This window comes from Synechococcus sp. RS9902, from assembly GCF_014279635.1.
GTDB lineage: Bacteria > Cyanobacteriota > Cyanobacteriia > PCC-6307 > Cyanobiaceae > Parasynechococcus.
In genome coordinates this window covers 515,725-534,404 of the sequence record NZ_CP047949.1, presented here as the reverse complement: position 1 = coordinate 534,404, position 18,680 = coordinate 515,725, and the positions used below count along the sequence as shown (strand labels likewise).

21 protein-coding genes are annotated in these 18,680 nt (G+C 62.6%); 10 read left to right on the top strand and 11 right to left on the bottom strand.

Annotated features, from left to right (window positions below):
• The gene (locus tag SynRS9902_RS02775) at window positions 1-1,977 is read right to left on the bottom strand and encodes an ABC transporter ATP-binding protein/permease (protein ID WP_186509886.1); all 1,977 of its coding nucleotides are present in this window, start codon (window positions 1,975-1,977) and stop codon (window positions 1-3) included.
• Between the two features lie 55 nt (window positions 1,978-2,032).
• Window positions 2,033-2,374 (bottom strand): histidine triad nucleotide-binding protein, encoded by a 342-nt coding sequence (locus tag SynRS9902_RS02770; RefSeq protein ID WP_186509885.1) that lies wholly within the window; start codon window positions 2,372-2,374, stop codon window positions 2,033-2,035.
• 74 nt (window positions 2,375-2,448) lie between these two features.
• Between SynRS9902_RS02770 and SynRS9902_RS02765 the strand changes: the two genes are divergently transcribed.
• Window positions 2,449-3,996: a YifB family Mg chelatase-like AAA ATPase gene (locus tag SynRS9902_RS02765; protein WP_186509884.1), complete on the top strand. Its 1,548-nt coding sequence runs from the start codon at window positions 2,449-2,451 to the stop codon at window positions 3,994-3,996.
• On the opposite strand, the gene SynRS9902_RS02760 is transcribed toward SynRS9902_RS02765, so the two are convergent.
• The 4 genes from SynRS9902_RS02760 to def all read right to left on the bottom strand — a co-directional run bounded on the left by SynRS9902_RS02760 (window position 3,990) and on the right by def (window position 5,706).
• Entirely contained in the window at window positions 3,990-4,139 is a 150-nt protein-coding gene (locus tag SynRS9902_RS02760; RefSeq protein WP_006851286.1) for a hypothetical protein, read from the bottom strand. The two genes, SynRS9902_RS02765 and SynRS9902_RS02760, sit on opposite strands and share 7 nt — an antisense overlap.
• An 80-nt stretch (window positions 4,140-4,219) precedes the next feature.
• Window positions 4,220-4,849, bottom strand: a complete 630-nt coding sequence (locus SynRS9902_RS02755) for a DUF3747 domain-containing protein (RefSeq protein WP_186509883.1) — start codon at window positions 4,847-4,849, stop codon at window positions 4,220-4,222.
• 50 nt (window positions 4,850-4,899) lie between these two features.
• Window positions 4,900-5,097, bottom strand: coding sequence for a hypothetical protein (locus SynRS9902_RS02750; RefSeq protein WP_006850702.1), 198 nt, complete (start codon window positions 5,095-5,097; stop codon window positions 4,900-4,902).
• 3 nt (window positions 5,098-5,100) lie between these two features.
• Window positions 5,101-5,706 (bottom strand): peptide deformylase, encoded by a 606-nt coding sequence (gene def, locus SynRS9902_RS02745; RefSeq protein ID WP_186509882.1) that lies wholly within the window; start codon window positions 5,704-5,706, stop codon window positions 5,101-5,103.
• 49 nt (window positions 5,707-5,755) lie between these two features.
• Between def and SynRS9902_RS02740 the strand changes: the two genes are divergently transcribed.
• Together SynRS9902_RS02740 and SynRS9902_RS02735 are read left to right on the top strand one after the other, a co-directional pair.
• Window positions 5,756-7,693 carry a prolyl oligopeptidase family serine peptidase gene (locus SynRS9902_RS02740; RefSeq protein ID WP_186509881.1) on the top strand — a complete coding sequence of 646 codons (1,938 nt, stop codon included), beginning with the start codon at window positions 5,756-5,758 and terminating at the stop codon, window positions 7,691-7,693.
• Between the two features lie 77 nt (window positions 7,694-7,770).
• Complete coding sequence (locus SynRS9902_RS02735; RefSeq protein WP_186510689.1) at window positions 7,771-7,968, top strand: hypothetical protein; 198 nt, start codon at window positions 7,771-7,773, stop codon at window positions 7,966-7,968.
• Between the two features lie 6 nt (window positions 7,969-7,974).
• On the opposite strand, the gene SynRS9902_RS02730 is transcribed toward SynRS9902_RS02735, so the two are convergent.
• From SynRS9902_RS02730 to SynRS9902_RS02710, 5 genes are read right to left on the bottom strand one after another with little or no spacing between them, the layout of a single operon-like run.
• Window positions 7,975-9,255, bottom strand: a complete 1,281-nt coding sequence (locus SynRS9902_RS02730; protein WP_186509880.1) for a SufS family cysteine desulfurase — start codon at window positions 9,253-9,255, stop codon at window positions 7,975-7,977.
• Complete coding sequence (gene sufD / locus SynRS9902_RS02725; protein ID WP_186509879.1) at window positions 9,252-10,430, bottom strand: Fe-S cluster assembly protein SufD; 1,179 nt, start codon at window positions 10,428-10,430, stop codon at window positions 9,252-9,254. Before sufD ends, SynRS9902_RS02730 begins: the two co-directional genes overlap by 4 nt.
• Before the next feature lie 2 nt (window positions 10,431-10,432).
• Window positions 10,433-11,221, bottom strand: a complete 789-nt coding sequence (sufC, locus tag SynRS9902_RS02720) for a Fe-S cluster assembly ATPase SufC (RefSeq protein ID WP_186509878.1) — start codon at window positions 11,219-11,221, stop codon at window positions 10,433-10,435.
• A gap of 42 nt (window positions 11,222-11,263) precedes the next feature.
• Window positions 11,264-12,703 (bottom strand): Fe-S cluster assembly protein SufB, encoded by a 1,440-nt coding sequence (gene sufB / locus SynRS9902_RS02715; protein WP_186509877.1) that lies wholly within the window; start codon window positions 12,701-12,703, stop codon window positions 11,264-11,266.
• 5 nt (window positions 12,704-12,708) lie between these two features.
• A complete protein-coding gene (locus SynRS9902_RS02710) occupies window positions 12,709-13,065 on the bottom strand; it encodes a ferredoxin-thioredoxin reductase catalytic domain-containing protein (protein ID WP_038553034.1) in 357 nt (118 codons plus the stop codon).
• Between the two features lie 158 nt (window positions 13,066-13,223).
• Between SynRS9902_RS02710 and SynRS9902_RS02705 the strand changes: the two genes are divergently transcribed.
• From SynRS9902_RS02705 to SynRS9902_RS02675, 7 genes are all read left to right on the top strand, one after another.
• Window positions 13,224-13,868: a helix-turn-helix domain-containing protein gene (locus SynRS9902_RS02705; RefSeq protein ID WP_186509876.1), complete on the top strand. Its 645-nt coding sequence runs from the start codon at window positions 13,224-13,226 to the stop codon at window positions 13,866-13,868.
• The gene (locus SynRS9902_RS02700; RefSeq protein ID WP_186509875.1) at window positions 13,868-14,206 is read left to right on the top strand and encodes a hypothetical protein; all 339 of its coding nucleotides are present in this window, start codon (window positions 13,868-13,870) and stop codon (window positions 14,204-14,206) included. Before SynRS9902_RS02705 ends, SynRS9902_RS02700 begins: the two co-directional genes overlap by 1 nt.
• Before the next feature lie 80 nt (window positions 14,207-14,286).
• On the top strand, window positions 14,287-14,880 hold the full coding sequence (locus tag SynRS9902_RS02695) for a phycobiliprotein lyase (protein WP_186509874.1): 594 nt from the start codon (window positions 14,287-14,289) through the stop codon (window positions 14,878-14,880).
• A 108-nt stretch (window positions 14,881-14,988) separates the two neighbouring features.
• Complete coding sequence (locus SynRS9902_RS02690) at window positions 14,989-15,759, top strand: phycobilisome rod-core linker polypeptide (RefSeq protein WP_370586318.1); 771 nt, start codon at window positions 14,989-14,991, stop codon at window positions 15,757-15,759.
• Between the two features lie 184 nt (window positions 15,760-15,943).
• Window positions 15,944-17,017, top strand: a complete 1,074-nt coding sequence (locus tag SynRS9902_RS02685) for a DUF4912 domain-containing protein (RefSeq protein WP_186509872.1) — start codon at window positions 15,944-15,946, stop codon at window positions 17,015-17,017.
• Entirely contained in the window at window positions 17,008-17,214 is a 207-nt protein-coding gene (locus SynRS9902_RS02680; protein WP_115080616.1) for a hypothetical protein, read from the top strand. The genes SynRS9902_RS02685 and SynRS9902_RS02680 overlap by 10 nt, the downstream gene beginning before the upstream one ends.
• A 117-nt stretch (window positions 17,215-17,331) precedes the next feature.
• A complete protein-coding gene (locus SynRS9902_RS02675; RefSeq protein WP_186509871.1) occupies window positions 17,332-18,654 on the top strand; it encodes a phospholipase D-like domain-containing protein in 1,323 nt (440 codons plus the stop codon).
• Window positions 18,655-18,680: the final 26 nt, after the last annotated feature.

Genomic DNA, 18,680 nt, shown 5'->3' with positions numbered 1-18,680 from the left:
TCAAGAACGCCCGAAGTCATAGCTGGTCGCCGGGATCAGCCGCCAGTCGTGATCACCGCTGAGCTCCAGAACGGTGTCATGGAAGGCCTTCAGGGTTGGCCGGTGGCCCACGCTGATGAACGCCACCTCCCGATCCCGCAACAGGGAATAAAGACGGGATTCGGTCTCGACATCCAGGGCACTGGTGGCTTCATCCAGCACCACGACCTTGGGCGAATTGAGCAGCAGCCGCGCAAAGGCCAGTCGCTGCTGTTCACCCAGAGAGAGCAGCCGAGGCCAGTCCTGCTTGATGTCGAGGTCGGGATAGCGCTGCAGAAGTTTGCCCAACATCACTTGATCCAAAACCGCCCGTAGCTGTTCATCGCTGAAACGGGCCTGATCAAGCGGATAACAGAGCTGTTCGCGCAGAGATCCCAGTGCCATGTAGGGCTTCTGGGGGATGAAAAGGAGATCGCCCTGCCCCGGGGAATAAACGATGCCCGTCGGCGAGCCCCACAGGCCACTCACCACCCGCAGCAGCGAGGTCTTGCCACAGCCGGAGGGTCCCACAACCAACAGCCCTTCAGCGTTGCCCAGGGAAAAACTGAGGTCGCGCACCAGCACGTTGTCGGTGCGCGGTGTTTTGACCGTCACCCCCTGCAGCGCCAGGCGCTCCGAGGAAACGATCCGCGGCACGTAATCACTCCACTCCTCCGGATCGAGGTTGGAGATGTTGGATTGAAATCCTTCCAGCCGGTTGATCGATGCCGAGAACCGGGCCAGGGCTTCGATGTTGTAAATGATGAAAAACAACGATCCCTCAACCAGGTTGTAGGCGACGTTCGCCTGGGCGAAGCCGCCGTAATCCATCTCACCGGCGAGAATCGGTGCCGCAAGGATCAGATAGGGGATGAAATTGCTGGCGTAAATGCTGGAGCGCTGCAGCACCCGCAATAGCACTTCCCAGACAATCAGCAGATTGAAGTTTTCAACGACGGTGGCCAGGCGACGCGTCACCTCCTTGGCTTCCTGCTGCTCACCGGCGTAGAAGGCAATTGACTCGGCGTTGTCACGAACCCGTACGAGGCCATAGCGGTAATCCGCTTCAAAACGCAGTTGGAAATTGTTCAACCGCACCAACTTGCGGCCAGCCACAATCATCAGGACAGACACCCCGGTTGCATAGGCCAGAAGGGCAAAGGTGAGCCCCTCACTCACCGAATAAAGGATGAGGATATTGAGGGAAAAGGTGAGGATCGAATCAAAAATATTCAGCGCAAAACCAAGGGCCTGCGCCGTGAAATCACGCACATCCTCGGAAATACGTTGATCGGGGTTATCAACATTGGTGGCCGCTTCATCATTGGGATTGAGCACGTAATAGGCCCGATCCCGCAGGTAATCGTCCACCAGGCTCAGCGACAACCATTCGCGCCAGAACAGCCCAAGTTTCTGGGTGAAATAAAACTGCAGGCTGCGAATTGGCAGTGCCACAGCAAAACAGGCGCCGTAGATCCAGAGGTTGCGATACGACGCATCGCCATCCCTGGCGATCAACGCATTGGTCAGATCCCTGGCGAGGAATGTGATGCCGGCGTTGATGCCGTTCACGCTCAACAGCATCAGGATGATCAGGCCGAGAAACAGCCAAGGCAACCAGCGGCGATGCCTGAGTTGGCCCCGCACGGAGGCAAACACCACAGCCCCCAGCACGAACAGGGCACTGATGCCCGCCCCCCATCCACGGGACCAGAGCATGGCCAGGGACGACTGGACGCCACCGAGGTACTGGCCGGACAACTCCGGCAACAGCCACGACAGGCCGTTCATCAAGCCGGTGACCAGGAACAGCACGATCCCGGCCACACAGAAGAGCAGGCTCACCAGCAGTCCAAGGAACTGCCAGCCGTTGTCTTCGGTGTAGGGGAAGAAGTAGGGCTGCGAAAGCCGACGCAGCTTGGCGGCCTGATTGCGCAGGTTCTGAAGCTGGTGGGTCATGCCACTGCTGAACTGTGCTCAGTCTGGCTGTCGCCGCGCCGCTTCGCCGCTGACCTCAACCGGGAGGCCACGCCAGAGGACGTCCACCGATCACATGCACATGGAGGTGAAACACCGTCTGGCCAGCACCGGCGCCACTGTTGATCACCGTGCGGAAATCGTCCAGACCCTCCTGTTTGGCTACGCGGGCAGCCACCAGCAAGAGGTGGCCCAGCAGGGCCGCATCCTCAGCAGCACCGGAGCGCAAGCTCTCGATCGGCTTGCGCGGAATCACCAGCACATGAACGGGTGCCTGGGGCGCGACATCGCGAAAGGCCAGACACTGCTCATCCCTGTAGACCTCATCGCACGGGATCTCGCCACGAAGGATCTTCCCGAAGATCGTGTCGTCTGCCATGGGCCTTGAAAAGAGGGAACAGCCGGACCGGTGTGACAGCAGGGGCATGAATCTCCTGCATCACCCTCCACAGAATGCTGGCACGTTGTCTCAGTGCATCCCTGCAAGGTCTGGAGGCCAGACCAGTGGTGGTGGAAGTGGATCTTGCCCCGGGCCTGCTGGGCGTTCAGCTGGTGGGTCTGCCGGACAAGGCCATTCAGGAATCACGGGAGCGGGTCCGATCCGCCCTGCGCAACAGCGGCTTCCGCGGCCCCCTGGTGCGCGTGGTGATCAACCTGGCTCCGGCCGATCTGCGCAAGGAAGGTCCTTCCTTTGACCTCCCCATCGCCCTGGCCCTGTTGGTGGCCAGCGGGCGACTCGCCCGCCCTCTGCTGGAGGGCCTCTGGTGTGCGGGCGAATTGGGGCTCGACGGCAGCCTCAGGCCCTGTCGCGGGGTGATTGCCCTTGCTGCAAAGGCCCAGCAGCACAAGGCCCAGGCCCTGGTGGTTCCCCCTGAGAATGCTCAGGAGGCCAGCCTGATTGAGGGGCTCACCATCCGCACCGCCGCCAACCTGCGCACGCTGGTGGAGCAGCTGAAAGGCGAACGACCCTGGCCAGCGACCGGTTGCAGCAGCACCCGATCCTCAACCCAGCCAACCAAGCCGGAGCCTTGGCCCTGCCTGGACAGCAGCCTCGCCTCCCGCGCCCTGGCCCTCTCGGCAGCCGGCGGCCACCATCTGCTGCTCGTGGGTCCTCCCGGCTGCGGCAAGACCCGCCTGGCCCATCAACTGCCGCGACTGCTACCGGCCCTGAGCCACAAGGAAGCGCTCTCGATCACGCGCATCCATTCCGTCGCCGGCCAACTGCATGGCATCGATCAACTGCAGCAGCAGCGCCCCTTTCGATCGCCGCACCACAGCTGCTCCGCCGCCGCCTTGCTCGGCGGCGGACGCTCGCCCCGTCCTGGGGAGGTGAGCCTGGCCCACGGTGGCGTGCTTTTCCTTGATGAGCTGGCGGAATTTCCGCGGACGGTCCTGGATCAATTGCGGCAGCCCTTAGAAAACGGCGCTGTGCAGATCAGCCGTTCCCAGCAGAGCACGGTGTTCCCAGCCCTGGTCACCCTGGTGGCCGCCACCAATCCCTGCCCCTGCGGCTGGCATGGCGACCGCGACCATGGCTGTCGCTGCAGCATCAGCCAGCGCCAGCGCTACTGGCAGCGGCTCTCCGGTCCGCTCTTGGATCGGCTCGATCTGCAACTGCGACTGGAACGGCGCTCCGCCAAGGAGGTGGCAGAGGTGCTGAAGCAGCCCAGCCCCACGCAAGCTGCAGCGTCCTGGTGCACCCCCGCACAAATTGAACGAGCCCGGCAGCGGATGCAGAGGCGCAATCCCGGTGGAGACAGCAACGGGCGGCTGTCGGCAGCAGCGCTACGGCAGACCGGAGCCATCGAAGCGGCGGCACTCGAGCTCTGGGAACAGCTGATCAACCAGCGTGGGCTAAGTACGCGCAGCAGCCTTCAACTGTTGCGCGTGGCGCGCACCATTGCCGATCTCAACGACCGGGCCAGCATCGATCGAAACGCCGTGGCGGAAGCGAGTTGCTTCCGCTGCACTGATCTGCTCAAGCAGCCTGGTGCTCAGTAGTCGCGGGCTCGCTTGTCGGGCGTGTCCCTGTAGGGCTGGGTGCCGATCGGCGGGGGCTGGAGATGACGGTCGTTGAACGAACCCAGGGCATGGGTCATCGCTTCACCGAACCACTGGAACCACTGAACAACCGTTGTTTTCATCACGTCCTCCGGGGTCTGTCTTCAGTGTGAAATCACTGACAGAGGACGACAACAGGTGTTTTCACCGGTTCTGCGCCAGCTCAGTAGGACGGAGCTACGGAACTCTCACTCTGTTCAGTCTCAACCGGCTCGCTGGCTGGGCTGGATCCGGCCACTGGCGCACTGTCCCGATAAACGTAGAGATGGCCGAGGCTCTTCTTGCCGTAGGCCCGTCGCTTCAAGGTCCAGCCCGGCTCAAGCTTGAGCTGAACGAATCCGCTGGCGGCGCCACCGGCCCGAGCCACGAGCATGGTCGGTTGGGAGGGATTCTTGGTGGGCGTGGCCAGCAACTCGATATCCCGACCGGTGTTCACCACGCTGAGCCGGTAGCGGGTGCCGAGGTCGTCACCACCGATCCGCAGGGAGTAGCCATTGCCATCGATGTAGCGGTTGCAAACCCCGGTGAAATCAAACGTGGACAACAAGGGATCGACCATGGCCGGTGATCCCGCGGCCACAGCGAAACAGGGGCGTTTTGTGGTGCGCTGCTCGTAGATGTTCAACTGCGAACGCTCGCCCTGACCGATCGGGGCCGACACCAACACGAACTTGCTCAACTCGACGGGCACCGCCGTGAACAGCGAACCCTGGGCCAGGGCCACCGGTGCAGAGGTCGCTGCGAGAGCGAGGCCGGCAGCGGCCACGGTTCGAAAGCGTGCCATCACGTCCATGGAGGAACTGAGCGGATCGTAAAAGTGATGCCTGAATCGGTCGCCCCCAATCAGGCCGGTTTGTTCAGGCGAATGGCGAACAGAAGGGTCCCCACCGTTCCAGGGGCCGCCAGGGCCAGGATCCAGCTGGTGGTTTTGACCCCGAGATCAGGATCGCCGTAGGCCAGTTCAAACACACAACCGGTGCTGGCGATACCCAGAACACAGGCGAGGGCCAGGAAGACGCCGGCCAGGGGTTTCATCGGCATAACTCAGGCGACGCTCCGCACATCTTGGCGCTCGAAGCCCTTCTCCTTGAGCTCCTTCTGCAGACCGTCTTCATCAGTGACGCGATCGACGAACAACACGCCATTGAGATGGTCCATCTCGTGCTGAATGCAACGGGCCATCAGGCCATCGGCCTTCATCTTCCGGGGCCGACCCATCTCATCGCGGAAGCTCAGTTCAATCGCGGTGGGGCGCACCACATCGAGATACACCCCGGGGATGCTGAGACAGCCCTCTTCGTAGGTGTCGAGCCCGGCGCTGGCTGCCGTGATCTCCGGATTGATCAATACCAGGGGCGGCGTGGCGGCATTTTCAAGGTCGAGATCAATCACCAGGAGCTGCTGGTGAATCCCCACCTGAGGAGCCGCCAGGCCAATGCCCTTGGCGGTGTACATGCTGCGCAGCATGTCGCGAGCCAGCTCCCGCACCTGCTCATTCACCTTGCCGATGCGGCGCGCAGGCTGCCGCAACACGTCATCGCCCAGGGTGTGAATCTCCAGCGGCGGGGTTTCCAGGGCCGTCTTGGGCACCAGCATCGTGTCCCGCGACTTATCGGCCTGACGGGCCAACTCTGCAAAGCTTCCTGCCAAGACCAACGCCGCGTTGATTCAGCATGGTAAGCGGCCTGAATCAGCCGTTATGGGAGCCGCTCCGTTATCCGCGCAACATGCCGTCGGCCGTTTGCCGGGACTCAAGGAACCGACCCTGGTCAGTGGCCCCGATGCAACGCTGTGGCTGATCTGGCTGGAACAGCGCCCCCAGGAGCGCGGCCGCACCACTGCCTTGATCAGGCGTTTCGGTGATTCCGAAGCAGAACCACAGGAGCTGACGCCGGCCCCCAGCAATCTGCGCAGCCGCGTGCATGACTACGGCGGCGGCGTACTCGCCACCGCGGTGGAGCAGGACAGGCTGATCCTGGCCTGGATCGAGCGCGGCTGCCTCTGGCGTCAGGACTGGCGCCTGCCGCAGACCGGCCCCCAGCAACCCACGCCCCTGGCAGCACCCCAACGGCTCAGCAGGGAAGGGGACTGGGAGCTGGCGGATGGCGTGCTTGATCTGCCCAGGCAGCGCTGGATCGGAATCCGTGAAATCGAAGGCCGTGACGAGCTGGTGAGCCTGGCGCTGAACGCAACGGATCAGACGCCGCTGCTGCTGCACCAGCCGACGGACTTTGCCGGCTATGGCTGCCTGAGCCCAGACGGCCAGCGCTTTGCCTGGGTGGAGTGGCAGCAACCTGCCATGCCCTGGGACAGCAGCCGTCTCTGGTGCGCGGAGTTCAGCGACACGGGCGAACTGGTCGAGACCCGTCAGCTGGCCGGAGGCGATGGCATCTCGGTGTTTCAACCCCAATGGCTGCCCGACGGGCAGTTGCTTGTGGCGGAGGACAGCTCCGGTTGGTGGAACCTGATGCTCCAGCCCAGTGCCGACGCCGCCTGGGAGAGGCCCTGGCCGATGCCTGCCGAAACGGCCATGCCCCAGTGGATCTATGGGATGAGCACCACGGCCTGGGATGGCGAGCAGCTGATCGCCGCCGTCTGCAGCCGCGGGGCCTGGTCGTTGCAACGGCTCAGCCTGGATGGAACGGTGCAGCCGTTGCCGCAACCGTTTGACGACCTTGCGGGATTGAGCGCCTGCCACGGCCGCGCCGTGGCCGTGGCCAGCAACAGCACCAGCGTGGCCGGGCTGCTGGAAATCGATTTGCGACCGGCCACCCCGATCTGGAGCCACAGCCCCGCCATCACGTCACCTTTGTCGGTTGAGGCGATCAGCGTGGCCGAACCGCTGTGGTTCAACGGTCACCAGGGTGAACGCACCCATGCCTGGTACTACCCCCCCAGCGGCAAACCACCAGGGCCTGCACCACTGCTGGTGAAAAGCCACAGCGGACCAACGGCCATGGCTCGCCGCGGCCTCAGCCTGGCGATTCAGTACTGGACCTCCCGGGGTTGGGGCGTGGTGGATGTGAATTACGGCGGCTCAACGGGGTTTGGCCGGGACTACCGGGAGCGCCTCAACGGGGGCTGGGGCCTGGTGGATGTGGCCGACTGCGCCGCCGCAGCGCAGGCCCTGATCGAGGCCGGTCGCGCCAATCCCGGCCAGATCGCCATCGAAGGCGGCAGTGCCGGCGGCTTCACCACCCTGGCAGCGCTGTGCTTCACCGAGGTGTTCAGGGCCGGCGCCTGCCGCTATGCGGTCTGTGATCTCACAGCCATGGCTGAGGACACGCACCGGTTTGAGGCGCGCTACGTGGATGGCCTGGTGGGGGAATGGCCCGCAGCGCGTGCTTTGTACGAGCAGCGGTCGCCGCTGCTGCATGCCGACCAAATCCGCTGTCCGGTGCTGTTTTTCCAGGGTTTGCAGGACAAGGTTGTGCCTCCGGAACAAACCGAACGCATGGCCGAGGCGCTGCGCAGCAACGGCATCCCGGTGGAGGTGCGTCTGTTCGAGGAGGAAGGCCACGGCTTCCGCAACCAGGCCACCCAGATCGAGGTGCTCGAGCAAACAGAGGCCTTTTTCAGGCGGGAATTGGGGCTAACAGACGGTTACAAAGCACACAACCCCGTTCAGCAGATGTAATCGGTTGAGCGAGCAACCAGCAGGAACCATCAACCTGTGCTCCACGGAACCCATGAAAAAGCGGTAAGCCTGAAAAGGTGGCAGCTGTTTCGACAGCACCGATGCGGATCCTGCGTTATCGCGGCAACAGCTATGCCAGCCCTGAACCGTCCGCTGAAGCTCCCCGTCCCGGCGCACGCTCCTACCGCTGGGTGAAGTACGCAATCGAGACCAACAAGGTTGTTCCCCTGCGTCAACGCGAGGCCGCAGCAAGCAACGATCAGCTGGCGGCCTGAGCCAGCTCAGCTGTGCTCGCGCAGGAAGGCGACCGTGGAAGCGAGCTCTTCGCTGAAACGGTCGATCTCTTCAAAAGTGCTGGTGAAACTCAGGCTGGCCCGCGCTGAAGCCGTCACGTCATACATGCGGTGCAGGGGCTGACAGCAGTGGTGACCACTGCGGATGCAGATCCCGGAGGCATCGATCAGAGCGGCAATGTCGTTGGCATGCACGCCATCCACAAGGAATGTGGCGAGGGCACCTCGCTCGGGCTGCTGATCCGGCGTCGGCCCCAGGACCCTCACACCATCAATGGCCTGCAACCGGGCGAAGAGATGCCGGGTGAGCTGAGCTTCCCAGGCCTGAATCGCCTCCAGACCCACCGCCTGCAGGTAGCGAATCGCGGCTCCCATGCCCACCGCCTCGCCAATGGCGGGGGTGCCCGCTTCGAACTTGTGGGGCAACACCGCCCAGGTGCTGTGGTCCAGGAAAACGTCCTGAATCATCTCCCCACCGCCCAAAAAGGGAGGCATCGCCTCCAGCAGCGCCTCCCGCGCCCAGAGGAAACCCATGCCGGTGGGGCCACAGAGCTTGTGGGAGGAGCCGACGAGAAAGTCGGCGTCTATGGCCGCCACGTCCATCGGCTTGTGGGCCAGGCTCTGGCAGGCATCCACGAGCACACAGGCGCCAACGGCATGGGCTGCGGGGATCACCTGATCCAGGGGATTGCAGCAACCGAGTGAATTGCTGATGTGCACCAGGCTCACCAGTCGGGTGCGCTCATTGAGCTGGGCCCGGAAATCCTCCAGATCCAGCTCACCGGATTCGGTGATGCCCACATGGCGAAGCACGCAGCCGGTGCGCTGCGCCAACAGCTGCCAGGGCACCAGGTTGCTGTGGTGCTCCATCACCGTGAGGAGAATTTCGTCCCCCTCCTTGAGGCTGGCGTCCCCCCAGGTGCGCGCCACCAGATTGATGGCTTCGCTGGCGTTGCGGGTGAAGACAATCTCGCGGGAACTGGCCGCACCCACGAAGGCCGCCGTCGTGCTGCGGGCCGCCTCAAAGGCATCGGTGGCACGGGCACTGAGCTGGTGCGCACCGCGATGCACGTTGGCGTTGTCGCAGCTGTAGTACTGCTGCAGCGCTTCGAGCACCTGACGGGGCTTCTGGCTGGTGGCAGCGTGATCGAGATAGATCAGCGGGCGACCGTCCGGAGCCAGCTGCTCGAGAATCGGAAAATCAGCACGATATCGAGACGATACGTCCACGAAATCAGCACTGGACCGTGCTTCGGCGGCGATCGTCATGGGGCGAGGCTCTCCATCACGCGCTCCAGGGGGCGCCACGCCTGCGCGGCAGCAGGAAGCTGGGCGATCACCTCCTGGCAGGCCCCGCGCAGCAGCAGCGCCGTTGCATCCGCCGCAGCAATGCCCCTGCTCTGGAGATAGAACAGCTCATCGTCCTGAAGCTGCGACACGGTGGCGCCGTGGGCGCAGCGCACATCGTCCGCCACGATCTCCAGCTCGGGCTTGGTGTCCACCCGGGCCCGATCAGACAGCAGCAGGTTGCGGCTCAATTGGGCGGCGTTGGTGCGCTGAGCATCGCGGGGAACACTGATGGCCCCGTTAAAAATCGCGTGGGACTGGCCGCCGGCCAGGCATTTCTGCAACTGATCCAGCTCCCCCTCCGGCCCGTCGAAGCGCACCGCGGTGTGGGTGGCCAGCTGCTGCTCGGCGCCGGTGACGGCCAGACCTTTAAGCACGGTCTGCGCCTGGCCATCCACCTGCACCACCCGGGGCTCCACCCGTCCCAGATTCCAGCCCTGAACCACCGAAGTGAGGGCATAGGAGCTGCGGGGCTCCTGCTCCACAGCGAAATGGGCCATCAGCGATGACGCGCCATCCGCCGTCGCCAGCACGCCATGGCGCAGCTGGGCCTCCTGTCCCAGATGCACTTCCAGCACATGGCTGTGGGCCGACGCCCCCTCAGCCAGCAGCACCTGCATCAGCTCCAGCTCAGCCTTTTCCTCCAGCAGTAGCAACACCCGCGTGGCGTTCAACCCGGCACCGGCCGCCAGCACCAGCTCCAACGGACCAACCCGTCCCCGCACCCTGAGGGCCAGGATCTGCTGGGCTTTGGCGTGGTTGAACTCCACGGGCCAGACCTGGGCACAACCGCAGCGATCGAGGGTGTGGCCGAGGGCCTGCTGCAGCTCTTCAGCATTCAGCGCCGTGATTCCTTCCGGAAGCACCTGGCTGGCCAGGGGATCATCAAAACCATCGAGCACCAGACGGGTCACCCCATCCAGGCTGGCCGGCAGAGACGTCGACAGTGGCGAGGCACTGGCCGGCAATTCCGAGACCGCCGCAAGCCGTTTGAGGTCGGTGAGACGCCAGGGCTCCTGGCGGCGGTTGGGCAGACCAAACTGTTCGAGCGCGGCTCGACCGCGCTCCTGCACTGGCGCCAGAACACTGCTCGCCATGGTCAAGCTGCTCCCTGAGCGGCCAGCTCCTGATCCACCCAGTCGTATCCGGTCTGCTCCAGCTCAAGGGCCAGCTCCCGTCCGCCGGTGCGCAGGATCCGGCCTGCCGCCATCACATGCACATAGTCCGGAGTGATCTCATCGAGAAGACGTTGGTAGTGGGTGATCAGCAGCGTGGCGTTGTCTTCCGTCGCCAGCTGGTTCACACCACCGGCCACGATGCGCAGGGCATCGATATCCAGGCCGGAATCGGTTTCATCCAAAATCGCCACCACCGGCTCCAGCAGCGCCATCTGCAGAATCTCGTTGCGCTTTTTCTCGCCCCCGGAGAAGCCTTCATTCACACTGCGCTCAAGGAAGGCAGGGTCCATCTGCACCACCTTGAGCTTGTCGTGCACGTGATCCTCGAAGGCAAAGGTGTCGAGCTCCTCTTCCCCCTGTTTTTCGCGCCGGGCATTGGTGGACACCCGAAGGAATTCCAGGTTGCTGACGCCAGGAATTTCAACGGGGTACTGAAATCCGAGGAACACCCCCAGACGGGCCCGCTCTTCAGGCTCAAGCTCAAACAGATCCTGGCCGCGATAACGAACGCTGCCGCCCGTGACCCGGTAGGCCGGATGTCCGGCCAACACCTTGGAGAGCGTGCTCTTGCCACTGCCGTTGCGACCCATCACGGCATGGACTGCACCAGCCCTCACTTGCAGATTCACGCCCTTGAGGATGGGCTTGTCCTCGACGGAGGCATGCAGGTCTTGGATGTCGAGCAGCAGCTCAGCGTCAGGGCGAATCACGGAAGGCGTCGTTAAAAAACAGAGACAAGGTGGGGGAGGGGATCAGCCCACAGACCCCTCAAGCTTGAGGGCCAGCAATTTGTCGGCCTCAGCGGCAAACTCCATCGGCAGCTGATTGAAGACGTCGCGGCAGAAGCCGCTGACCATCATCGAGACGGCCTCTTCAAACCCGATGCCACGGCTCTGCAGGTAGAAGAGCTGATCTTCGGAGATGCGACAGGTGCTGGCCTCGTGCTCGATGGCCGCCTGCGGCTGCTGCGAACGGATGTAGGGGTAGGTGTTTGCAGCGGCTTGATCGCCGATCAGCATCGAATCGCACTGGCTGTAGTTGCGGGCGCCCTTGGCATTGGGCCCCATCTGCACAAGACCGCGGTAGCTGTTGCTGGAGCGGCCTGCACTGATGCCCTTGCTCACAATCGTGGAGCGGGTGCGCGGTCCGACATGAACCATCTTCGTGCCGGTGTCGGCCTGCTGGCAGTTGTTGGTGAGGGCCACGGAATAGAACTCACCCACCGAATCAGCACCCTGCAGCACGCAACTGGGGTACTTCCATGTGATGGCTGAACCGGTCTCCACCTGGGTCCAGCTGATGCGGCTGCGATCACCGCGGCACTGGCCTCGTTTGGTCACGAAGTTGTAGATCCCGCCGACGCCGTTTTCATCACCGGCGTACCAGTTCTGAACCGTGGAATATTTGATTGAGGCGTCGTCGAGGGCCACCAGCTCCACCACCGCCGCATGCAGCTGGTTGGTGTCGAACATGGGTGCCGTGCAGCCTTCGAGATAACTCACCGAGGCACCCTCTTCGGCCACGATCAAGGTGCGCTCGAACTGTCCGGTGTCGCCGGAATTGATCCGGAAGTAGGTGGAGAGCTCCATCGGGCACTCAACGCCCTTCGGAATGAAGACGAAGGATCCGTCGCTGAACACAGCTGAGTTCAGAGCGGCGAAATAGTTGTCGTTGCTGGAGACAACCGTGCCGAGGTAGCGCTCGATCAGCTCGGGATGCTCCTTGACCGCCTCACTGAAGGAGCAGAACACCACCCCGTGTTCGGCCAGCTTTTCCTTGTAGGTGGTGGCAATCGAAACGCTGTCGAAAACAGCGTCCACCGCCACGTTGCTGAGGCGCTTCTGCTCGCTCAGCGGGATGCCGAGCTTGTCGAAGGTCTCCAGCAGCTTCGGGTCCACCTCATCGAGGCTGGCCTTCTTCTCCTGCTGCTTGGGAGCCGAGTAATAAACGATGTCTTGGTAATCGATCTCGGGATAACCCAGAGCAGCCCAGTCGGGCTCTTCGAGGGTGAGCCAGTGGCGAAACGCCTTGAGCCGGAACTGCAGCAGGAAATCCGGCTCCTCTTTCTTGGCCGAGATCAGGCGAACGACCTCTTCACTGAGACCCTTGGCGATCTTGTCGGTCTCGATCTCGGTGACGAAGCCGTACTTGTACGGCTGGCTGACGAGATCCCGTGTGGAGGTACTGGTCATTCAGCTCAGCCGGCGGTGGCGTTGATCGTTTCGGTGGTGATGGTCTGCGTCTTCTCAGGGCAAGCGAAGGGATTGTCCTCGGTGAGGAAGAGCATGCAGTGGCATTCCTTGCGCTCGCGCATCGGAACGCAGGGGCAGTTCCAGAAGGCCTGGGAGACCTCGGCCTCCTTGTCTTCGTAATGGCGGCAAGGGCACAGCGCTCCGCCCAGATCGTCCTTGTGACGCGCCAGACCCTTCAGAACAACGGCGGTGACGCTGGGGTCAGCACAGAAATACGTGCCGGTGCGCTGGGCGTAGGTTTCAGCGAACTTGCGGATGACCTCCAGGCTTTCTGCTGTCGGCTCTTGAGGGGCGTCGGACATGGAGGTGGAGGGAGCGGCGAATTACGAAACCCCGCGGTTACCTTACTGGAAGCCTAGGCCAACAGGCCTCCGGTCAGCGGGTTCCCCATTGTGACCCTCAACACGGCCGACATGACGTGGCAATTCGATGGCATCGTGTGGGGAGGTTTCGCCTCCTCATGAGCGCCTCGGCCCCCGCCAGCACCCGCGACGCCGTGCTCTCCCTGCTGCTGGAGCGCGGGGAGGAGGATGCTGGCGCCCTTGCCGATGCCGTGGGCATTTCCGTTCAGGCCATGCGGCGGCACCTGCGCTCCCTCGCCGACAGCGGCTTGGTCTGCGCCAGCAGCAATGCCAGCGGCCCGGGGCGTCCCAGCAACCGCTGGTGCCTCACCAACGAAGGACGGGCCCAGTTCCCCGACGGCAGCGGCCGCTTTGCCCTCGGCCTGCTGGATTCGATGCGCAGCCATCTCCCCGAAGCGACCGTGCGCCAGCTGCTCAATCAGCAGGCGGAGTCGAAGGCCAGCCAGTACCGGCAAAGCCTTGGCGAAGCCTCCTTGGAAGCTCGCCTTGAACACCTGGCACGGCTGCGGCGCGACGAGGGCTATGTGACCGTCTGCAGCCGGGACGATGACGGCGTGAGCTGGCGGCTCGAGGAGGCCCACTGTTCCGTGCAGCGCATTGCTGAAGAATTTCCCGCGGTCTGCGACCAGGAATTGCTGCTGATTCGGCGCACCGTGCCGGACTGCCGGGTGGAACGGGTGCATTGGCGGCTCGAGGGCGGCCACGCCTGCGGCTTCCGCATCACTCCGTTGGCGCAGGGCTGATGGCCATCGACCGAGCCGCGATTGAACGCATCGACTCCACCCTGCTGCCCCAGCTCGATCGGCATCACCTGCGGCTGCTGAGCCACTGCCTGGACAGCTTCCAATCCATGGCAGCTCCAGGGAGCACTGGTGCAATCCCGGACGAAAACCAACGGCGCCGCTGGTGCCAGCAGCAACCCGTGGTCGCTGACGATCCGGCATTCCTCGATACCTTGCTGCTGCAGCTCAATGCTGCCGCCGATCAACTGGATCAACTGGCGCTTGAACTGGGCAAGCTTCCATTGGCGCTGACCCTCGACGATCTGATCAGCGCCGCCGAAGCCCGCTGCCGTGGCTGACATGGCCGTCGGGGGTGGCCTGGCTGTCGTGACTGACCTGGTCGGGCTGCCATCATCACTTCACTTCCTCAACGCCGGCGATGCTTGAGATCTCTGACGCCCTCAGCTTCTTTCGCCTGAGCTGTGGCCGCTGGACCTCACAGCGCAGCCAGCACCACCTGCTGCATCGCCGCGCCGAAGCCGGCGCCTCCTTCATCGTTGTGGAGGAACTGCTCAAAGGCGACGAACGCCTTGCGGAGATCGCCGAACGCAACAACGCCAGCGTTGAGCAGGTCGTGGGGGGCTGCTGGGTGCGCTGGAGCGGATCGATGGCCTGGGATCGGGCCGGTGAATCCCACGAGGACCAGACCATGTTCGGACTGATCCCCGAAGACGAAACGGGACGACGGGGACTGCTGCTGCGGGATCGCGGTTACGCCGAGAAAGCGCCGGTGGCGGGTCAGTTCCGCATGGATGACGAAAACGGCCTGATCCTCACGACCGACTACGAAATGATGAGCTCGCTGGAGCGCTTCTGGTTCGCCAGCGAGAACGTGCGGCTGCGCACCAGCACGGTGCAGGGGCTCTCCAACAACGCCTCCTTCTGCATCGAGACCCGGCAGCTGGACGATGTTGACCAGCCCAGCCCGGTGATGGCTTCAAATGGGTCCGCCCTCGCCCCCTTCGGCTGGTAAGCAGAAGTACTTAGAGAAAGTATTACGGCATGTAATCGCTGCAACAGCAGCTGAAGGGGGCAAGACCGAGCACTTCTACGATCGCCCACAGTGGATGCTGTAGCTCGCGTGGCCATTCCTCTTCTGGAGTACGCACCGATTACTCAGAACTCTCTGAGGTCTGGTGTTCCGAACCTTCGTGTCGGCTCCGACGAGGGATCCCGGGCTTACTCCCTGGAAATCGCAGACGATCGCGACAATTTCGACACCGTCGTGGAGGCCGCTTACCGGCAGATCTTCTTCCACGCCTTCAAAACCGATCGGGACGTCAACCTTGAGTCCCAGCTGAAGGATGGCCAGATCACCGTTCGCGATTTCATTCGCGGCCTGCTGCTCTCCGACACCTTCAAGCGCACCTTCTACGGATTCAACAGCAACTACAAGGTTGTTCGCCATCTCTGCGAACGAATTCTTGGCCGCAAGGTGAACGGCAAGGGTGAAGAGCTCTCCTGGTCGATCGTGATTGCGACCAAAGGCCTGGAAGGTCTGGTGGATGTTCTGCTTGACAGCACCGAGTACCTCGACGCCTTCGGTTACGACACGGTTCCCTACCAGCGGAACCGTGTGCTTCCCGGCCGCGAGCTCGGTGACACTCCCTTCAACATCACCACCCCCCGCTACGACGAGTACTACCGGAACATTCTTGGCTTCCCCCAACTCGTTTTTACTGGCGGGCCTGCCAAGCGGCTGCCGGAACGCGCGAAGATCAAAAAGGGTGGGTCTCCGCAGGACTACATGGCCTGGGTGAGCGAAATCGGCAATCCCCGCCGAGTCGGCCCAAGCACCAGCGCCGATATGGACTACCTGACCAAGGTGCCTTATCGCACCATCGGTCGCTGATCCCAGCACCAAACTTGTTCAGAAAAGCGGGGCTTCGGCTCCGCTTTTTTTGTGCCTCTGACTGTGATCCCCGGGATCGAAGTTCATCCAGTGGTCAGCATCCACTGACCCTTGGCCCCTTAACGCTTCGAAAAGGAATTTTTCGGATCACAATGATCCCAAACGAAACCTGGAGTTTTTGGACGTGTCCCAAACCCTGTCATCCCTGGCACGTCTCACCCTTCGTCAACGGCGTCAGATCGCCAGCGACCTAGGGGTGCCGCTCTACAGCCGCAAAAGCAAGGAGACCCTGGTCGACGAGGTTGCCCAGCGTCAGCAAAAGCGTGGTGGAGATCTAAAGGCGATCGAGGCGGAACTCAATGCGCCGGCCATGGGCAGCAGCGACACCCGCGTGGTGTTCCTGCCTCGCGACCCCCAGTGGGCCTACGTGTTCTGGGAAATTTCCGACGCCGATCGCAAGGTGGCCCAGAAGGATGGCGCCAGCCGACTTTGCCTGCGCCTGGCTGACGTAACCGGCATGCAAGACGGGAATGCCCATCCCCACACCCTCCAGGAAGTCCCCGTCGACAGCCACAGCACCGAGTGGTACCTGCCAGTGCCTCTCTGTGACCGGGATTACCGGGTGGAGTTGGGCTATCGCATCGGCGCCAGCTGGATGTCCCTGGCCTTCTCCTCCGTGGCCCGCGTGCCTGCTCTTCACCCGAGCGAGCAGATCCTTGATCAGTTCGTCCCCTTCAGCCTTGAGGCAGCACCGGCTGAATCCGCTCCAGCTCCCGTCGCGCCGATCGAGTCCAGCAACAGTGGCCTGCACGAGCGGCTCTACCAAAGCGCCACGGTTCAGTTCCGCCGCCGTCGGGTTGGCTCGGAAGAATTCCAGGAGGGCTTTGACGTTTCCGGCGACAGCAGTGGCTTGAATGACTCGGGGGCTGGCCTCTGGGCCAGCGGCCGCAACGAGTCTGGCCTTGGTGGCGTGGCTCCCCGCCAACGCTCCTTCTGGCTGGTGGCTGACGCCGAACTGATCGTCTACGGCGCCACCGACCCTTCCGCTCGCCTCACCATCGGTGGTGAAGAAGTGCCTCTCTCCACCGACGGTACTTTCCGAATTCAGGTGCCGTTCCGGGATGGCGAGCAGATGTATGCCATCGAAGCCACGGCTTCAGATGGAGAGCAGAAGCGCAACATCACGCTCAACTTCAAGCGTGAGACCCCTGAAGACAACAGCAACCCTGCCAGCGAAGCTCGCGCCGAGTGGTTCTGAACCCTTCCGATTCCAAAGCACCAGCAACCCTGCGCTGGTTCGTGGCCATCACCCCCCTCGCGGGGGCGATGGTCTTTCCATTGGTGGTGCCTTTGGTGATGGCCCGGGTGGGCATCGGAGCCGGTGTGGGCGTCGCCCTTGTTCTGAGTGGACTTTGGTTTGTGGCAATGCTGAAGACATCGGAGATGCCCCACTGAAAATCGGGGAACTCTGATCAAGGCAAGGTCTTGGTCTCGATGTTGAAGAACACGCTGGGTTGGATGGCAGCGGCTCTTGTCTGCGGAGGTTGAAGCCAGCCGGGATCGATTGTGGGCATGGCTCCGGCAGAACTGCCGATGCCCAAGCAGATCGATGTGGTCTTCAATCACAACGCCAGATCGCGCTACCGCTCACCCCTGACAGGGGAGTGGCGCAATGGTGACGACATGGAGGCATGGCTGATTGAAGCCATTGATGGCGCCACCGAGGAGGTGCTGGTGGCCGTTCAGGAGCTGATCCTGCCAAGGGTTGCCCAAGCCCTGATCGCGGCAAAACACCGCGGTGTTCTTGTTCAGGTGATCCTCGAGAACAACTACCGGCAGGCCTGGAGTGAGCAACGACCCAGCCGGTTGAACCAACGGGAACGACAGCGCTGGCATCAGTTAAACCGCCTGGCCGACAGCGATCGGAACGGCACCACCACTGCCGACGAAGCCTTCCAAGGTGATGCCGTGGCGCTACTCCAAGCAGCGAACAGTCCGCTGATTGACGACACCGAAGACGGCAGCAGCGGCAGCGGCCTGATGCACCACAAGTTTCTGGTGATCGACCAGATGACAGTGATTACAGGCAGCGCCAATCTCACCAGTTCTGGCCTTCACAGTGATGCGGGCCGGCCGTCCAGTCGCGGCAATGTGAATCACCTGCTGCGGGTCAACAGCCCTGAGCTGGCCCTGGTGTTCCGTCAGGAATTCACCCAGATGTGGGGCGATGGCCCTGGCAGCAAACAAGACAGTCGCTTTGGCCTGCAGAAGGCAAAAGGGAGCGTGCAAACCGTGAAGGCGGGCGACATCCGTATGGATGTGCTGTTTTCACCCCATCCCAGGAGGGACAGCAATCACGGGCTCAACTTGTTGGCAGAGCAGCTGAAACCCGCAAAAAAGAGCCTTGATATGGCCCTGTTTGTGTTTTCCGCGCAGCAACTCACTAACGTGCTGCGGGGGAAGATCGAACAAGGCGTTGAAATCAGGCTGGTCGCCGATCCTGGGTTTGCGAGCCGCCCCTTCTCGGAAGTACTCGACCTGCTAGGGGTCAGCCTTCCTGATCACAACTGCAAAGTGGAAGCGGGTAATCAGCCATTGGATCAAGCCCTCAAAGGCGTCGGCACTCCCCGCCTTGCCCGTGGCGACAAACTCCACCACAAATTTGCCGTGATCGACAACAAAACAGTGATCACGGGGAGCTTCAATTGGTCGCCCTCCGCTGCTCACACCAACGACGAAACCTTGCTGGTCATCCACTCACCACAACTCGCCAAACACTTCACCCGCGAAATGGATCGCCTTTGGGGAAGCGCTGAACTGGGGATCACGCCACGGATCCAACGCAAACTTGAGCATCAAAACATTCGATGCGGAGACGGAGCAATGAGACGGTAAGGAGAACTGGCTTAGCCTTAAACTCA

Coding starts and splice junctions, on each gene's coding strand:
- sufD (WP_186509879.1), bottom strand. CDS start 10,430: ATGGCGAGCAGTGTTCTGGCGCCAGTGCAGGAGCGCGGTCGAGCCGCG.
- SynRS9902_RS02700 (WP_186509875.1), top strand. CDS start 13,868: ATGGCCATCGACCGAGCCGCGATTGAACGCATCGACTCCACCCTGCTG.
- SynRS9902_RS02770 (WP_186509885.1), bottom strand. CDS start 2,374: ATGGCAGACGACACGATCTTCGGGAAGATCCTTCGTGGCGAGATCCCG.
- SynRS9902_RS02765 (WP_186509884.1), top strand. CDS start 2,449: ATGCTGGCACGTTGTCTCAGTGCATCCCTGCAAGGTCTGGAGGCCAGA.
- SynRS9902_RS02675 (WP_186509871.1), top strand. CDS start 17,332: ATGGCTCCGGCAGAACTGCCGATGCCCAAGCAGATCGATGTGGTCTTC.
- SynRS9902_RS02740 (WP_186509881.1), top strand. CDS start 5,756: ATGGGAGCCGCTCCGTTATCCGCGCAACATGCCGTCGGCCGTTTGCCG.
- SynRS9902_RS02775 (WP_186509886.1), bottom strand. CDS start 1,977: ATGACCCACCAGCTTCAGAACCTGCGCAATCAGGCCGCCAAGCTGCGT.
- SynRS9902_RS02730 (WP_186509880.1), bottom strand. CDS start 9,255: ATGACGATCGCCGCCGAAGCACGGTCCAGTGCTGATTTCGTGGACGTA.
- SynRS9902_RS02760 (WP_006851286.1), bottom strand. CDS start 4,139: ATGAAAACAACGGTTGTTCAGTGGTTCCAGTGGTTCGGTGAAGCGATG.
- SynRS9902_RS02705 (WP_186509876.1), top strand. CDS start 13,224: ATGAGCGCCTCGGCCCCCGCCAGCACCCGCGACGCCGTGCTCTCCCTG.
- SynRS9902_RS02755 (WP_186509883.1), bottom strand. CDS start 4,849: ATGGACGTGATGGCACGCTTTCGAACCGTGGCCGCTGCCGGCCTCGCT.
- SynRS9902_RS02750 (WP_006850702.1), bottom strand. CDS start 5,097: ATGCCGATGAAACCCCTGGCCGGCGTCTTCCTGGCCCTCGCCTGTGTT.
- SynRS9902_RS02695 (WP_186509874.1), top strand. CDS start 14,287: ATGCTTGAGATCTCTGACGCCCTCAGCTTCTTTCGCCTGAGCTGTGGC.
- sufB (WP_186509877.1), bottom strand. CDS start 12,703: ATGACCAGTACCTCCACACGGGATCTCGTCAGCCAGCCGTACAAGTAC.
- SynRS9902_RS02710 (WP_038553034.1), bottom strand. CDS start 13,065: ATGTCCGACGCCCCTCAAGAGCCGACAGCAGAAAGCCTGGAGGTCATC.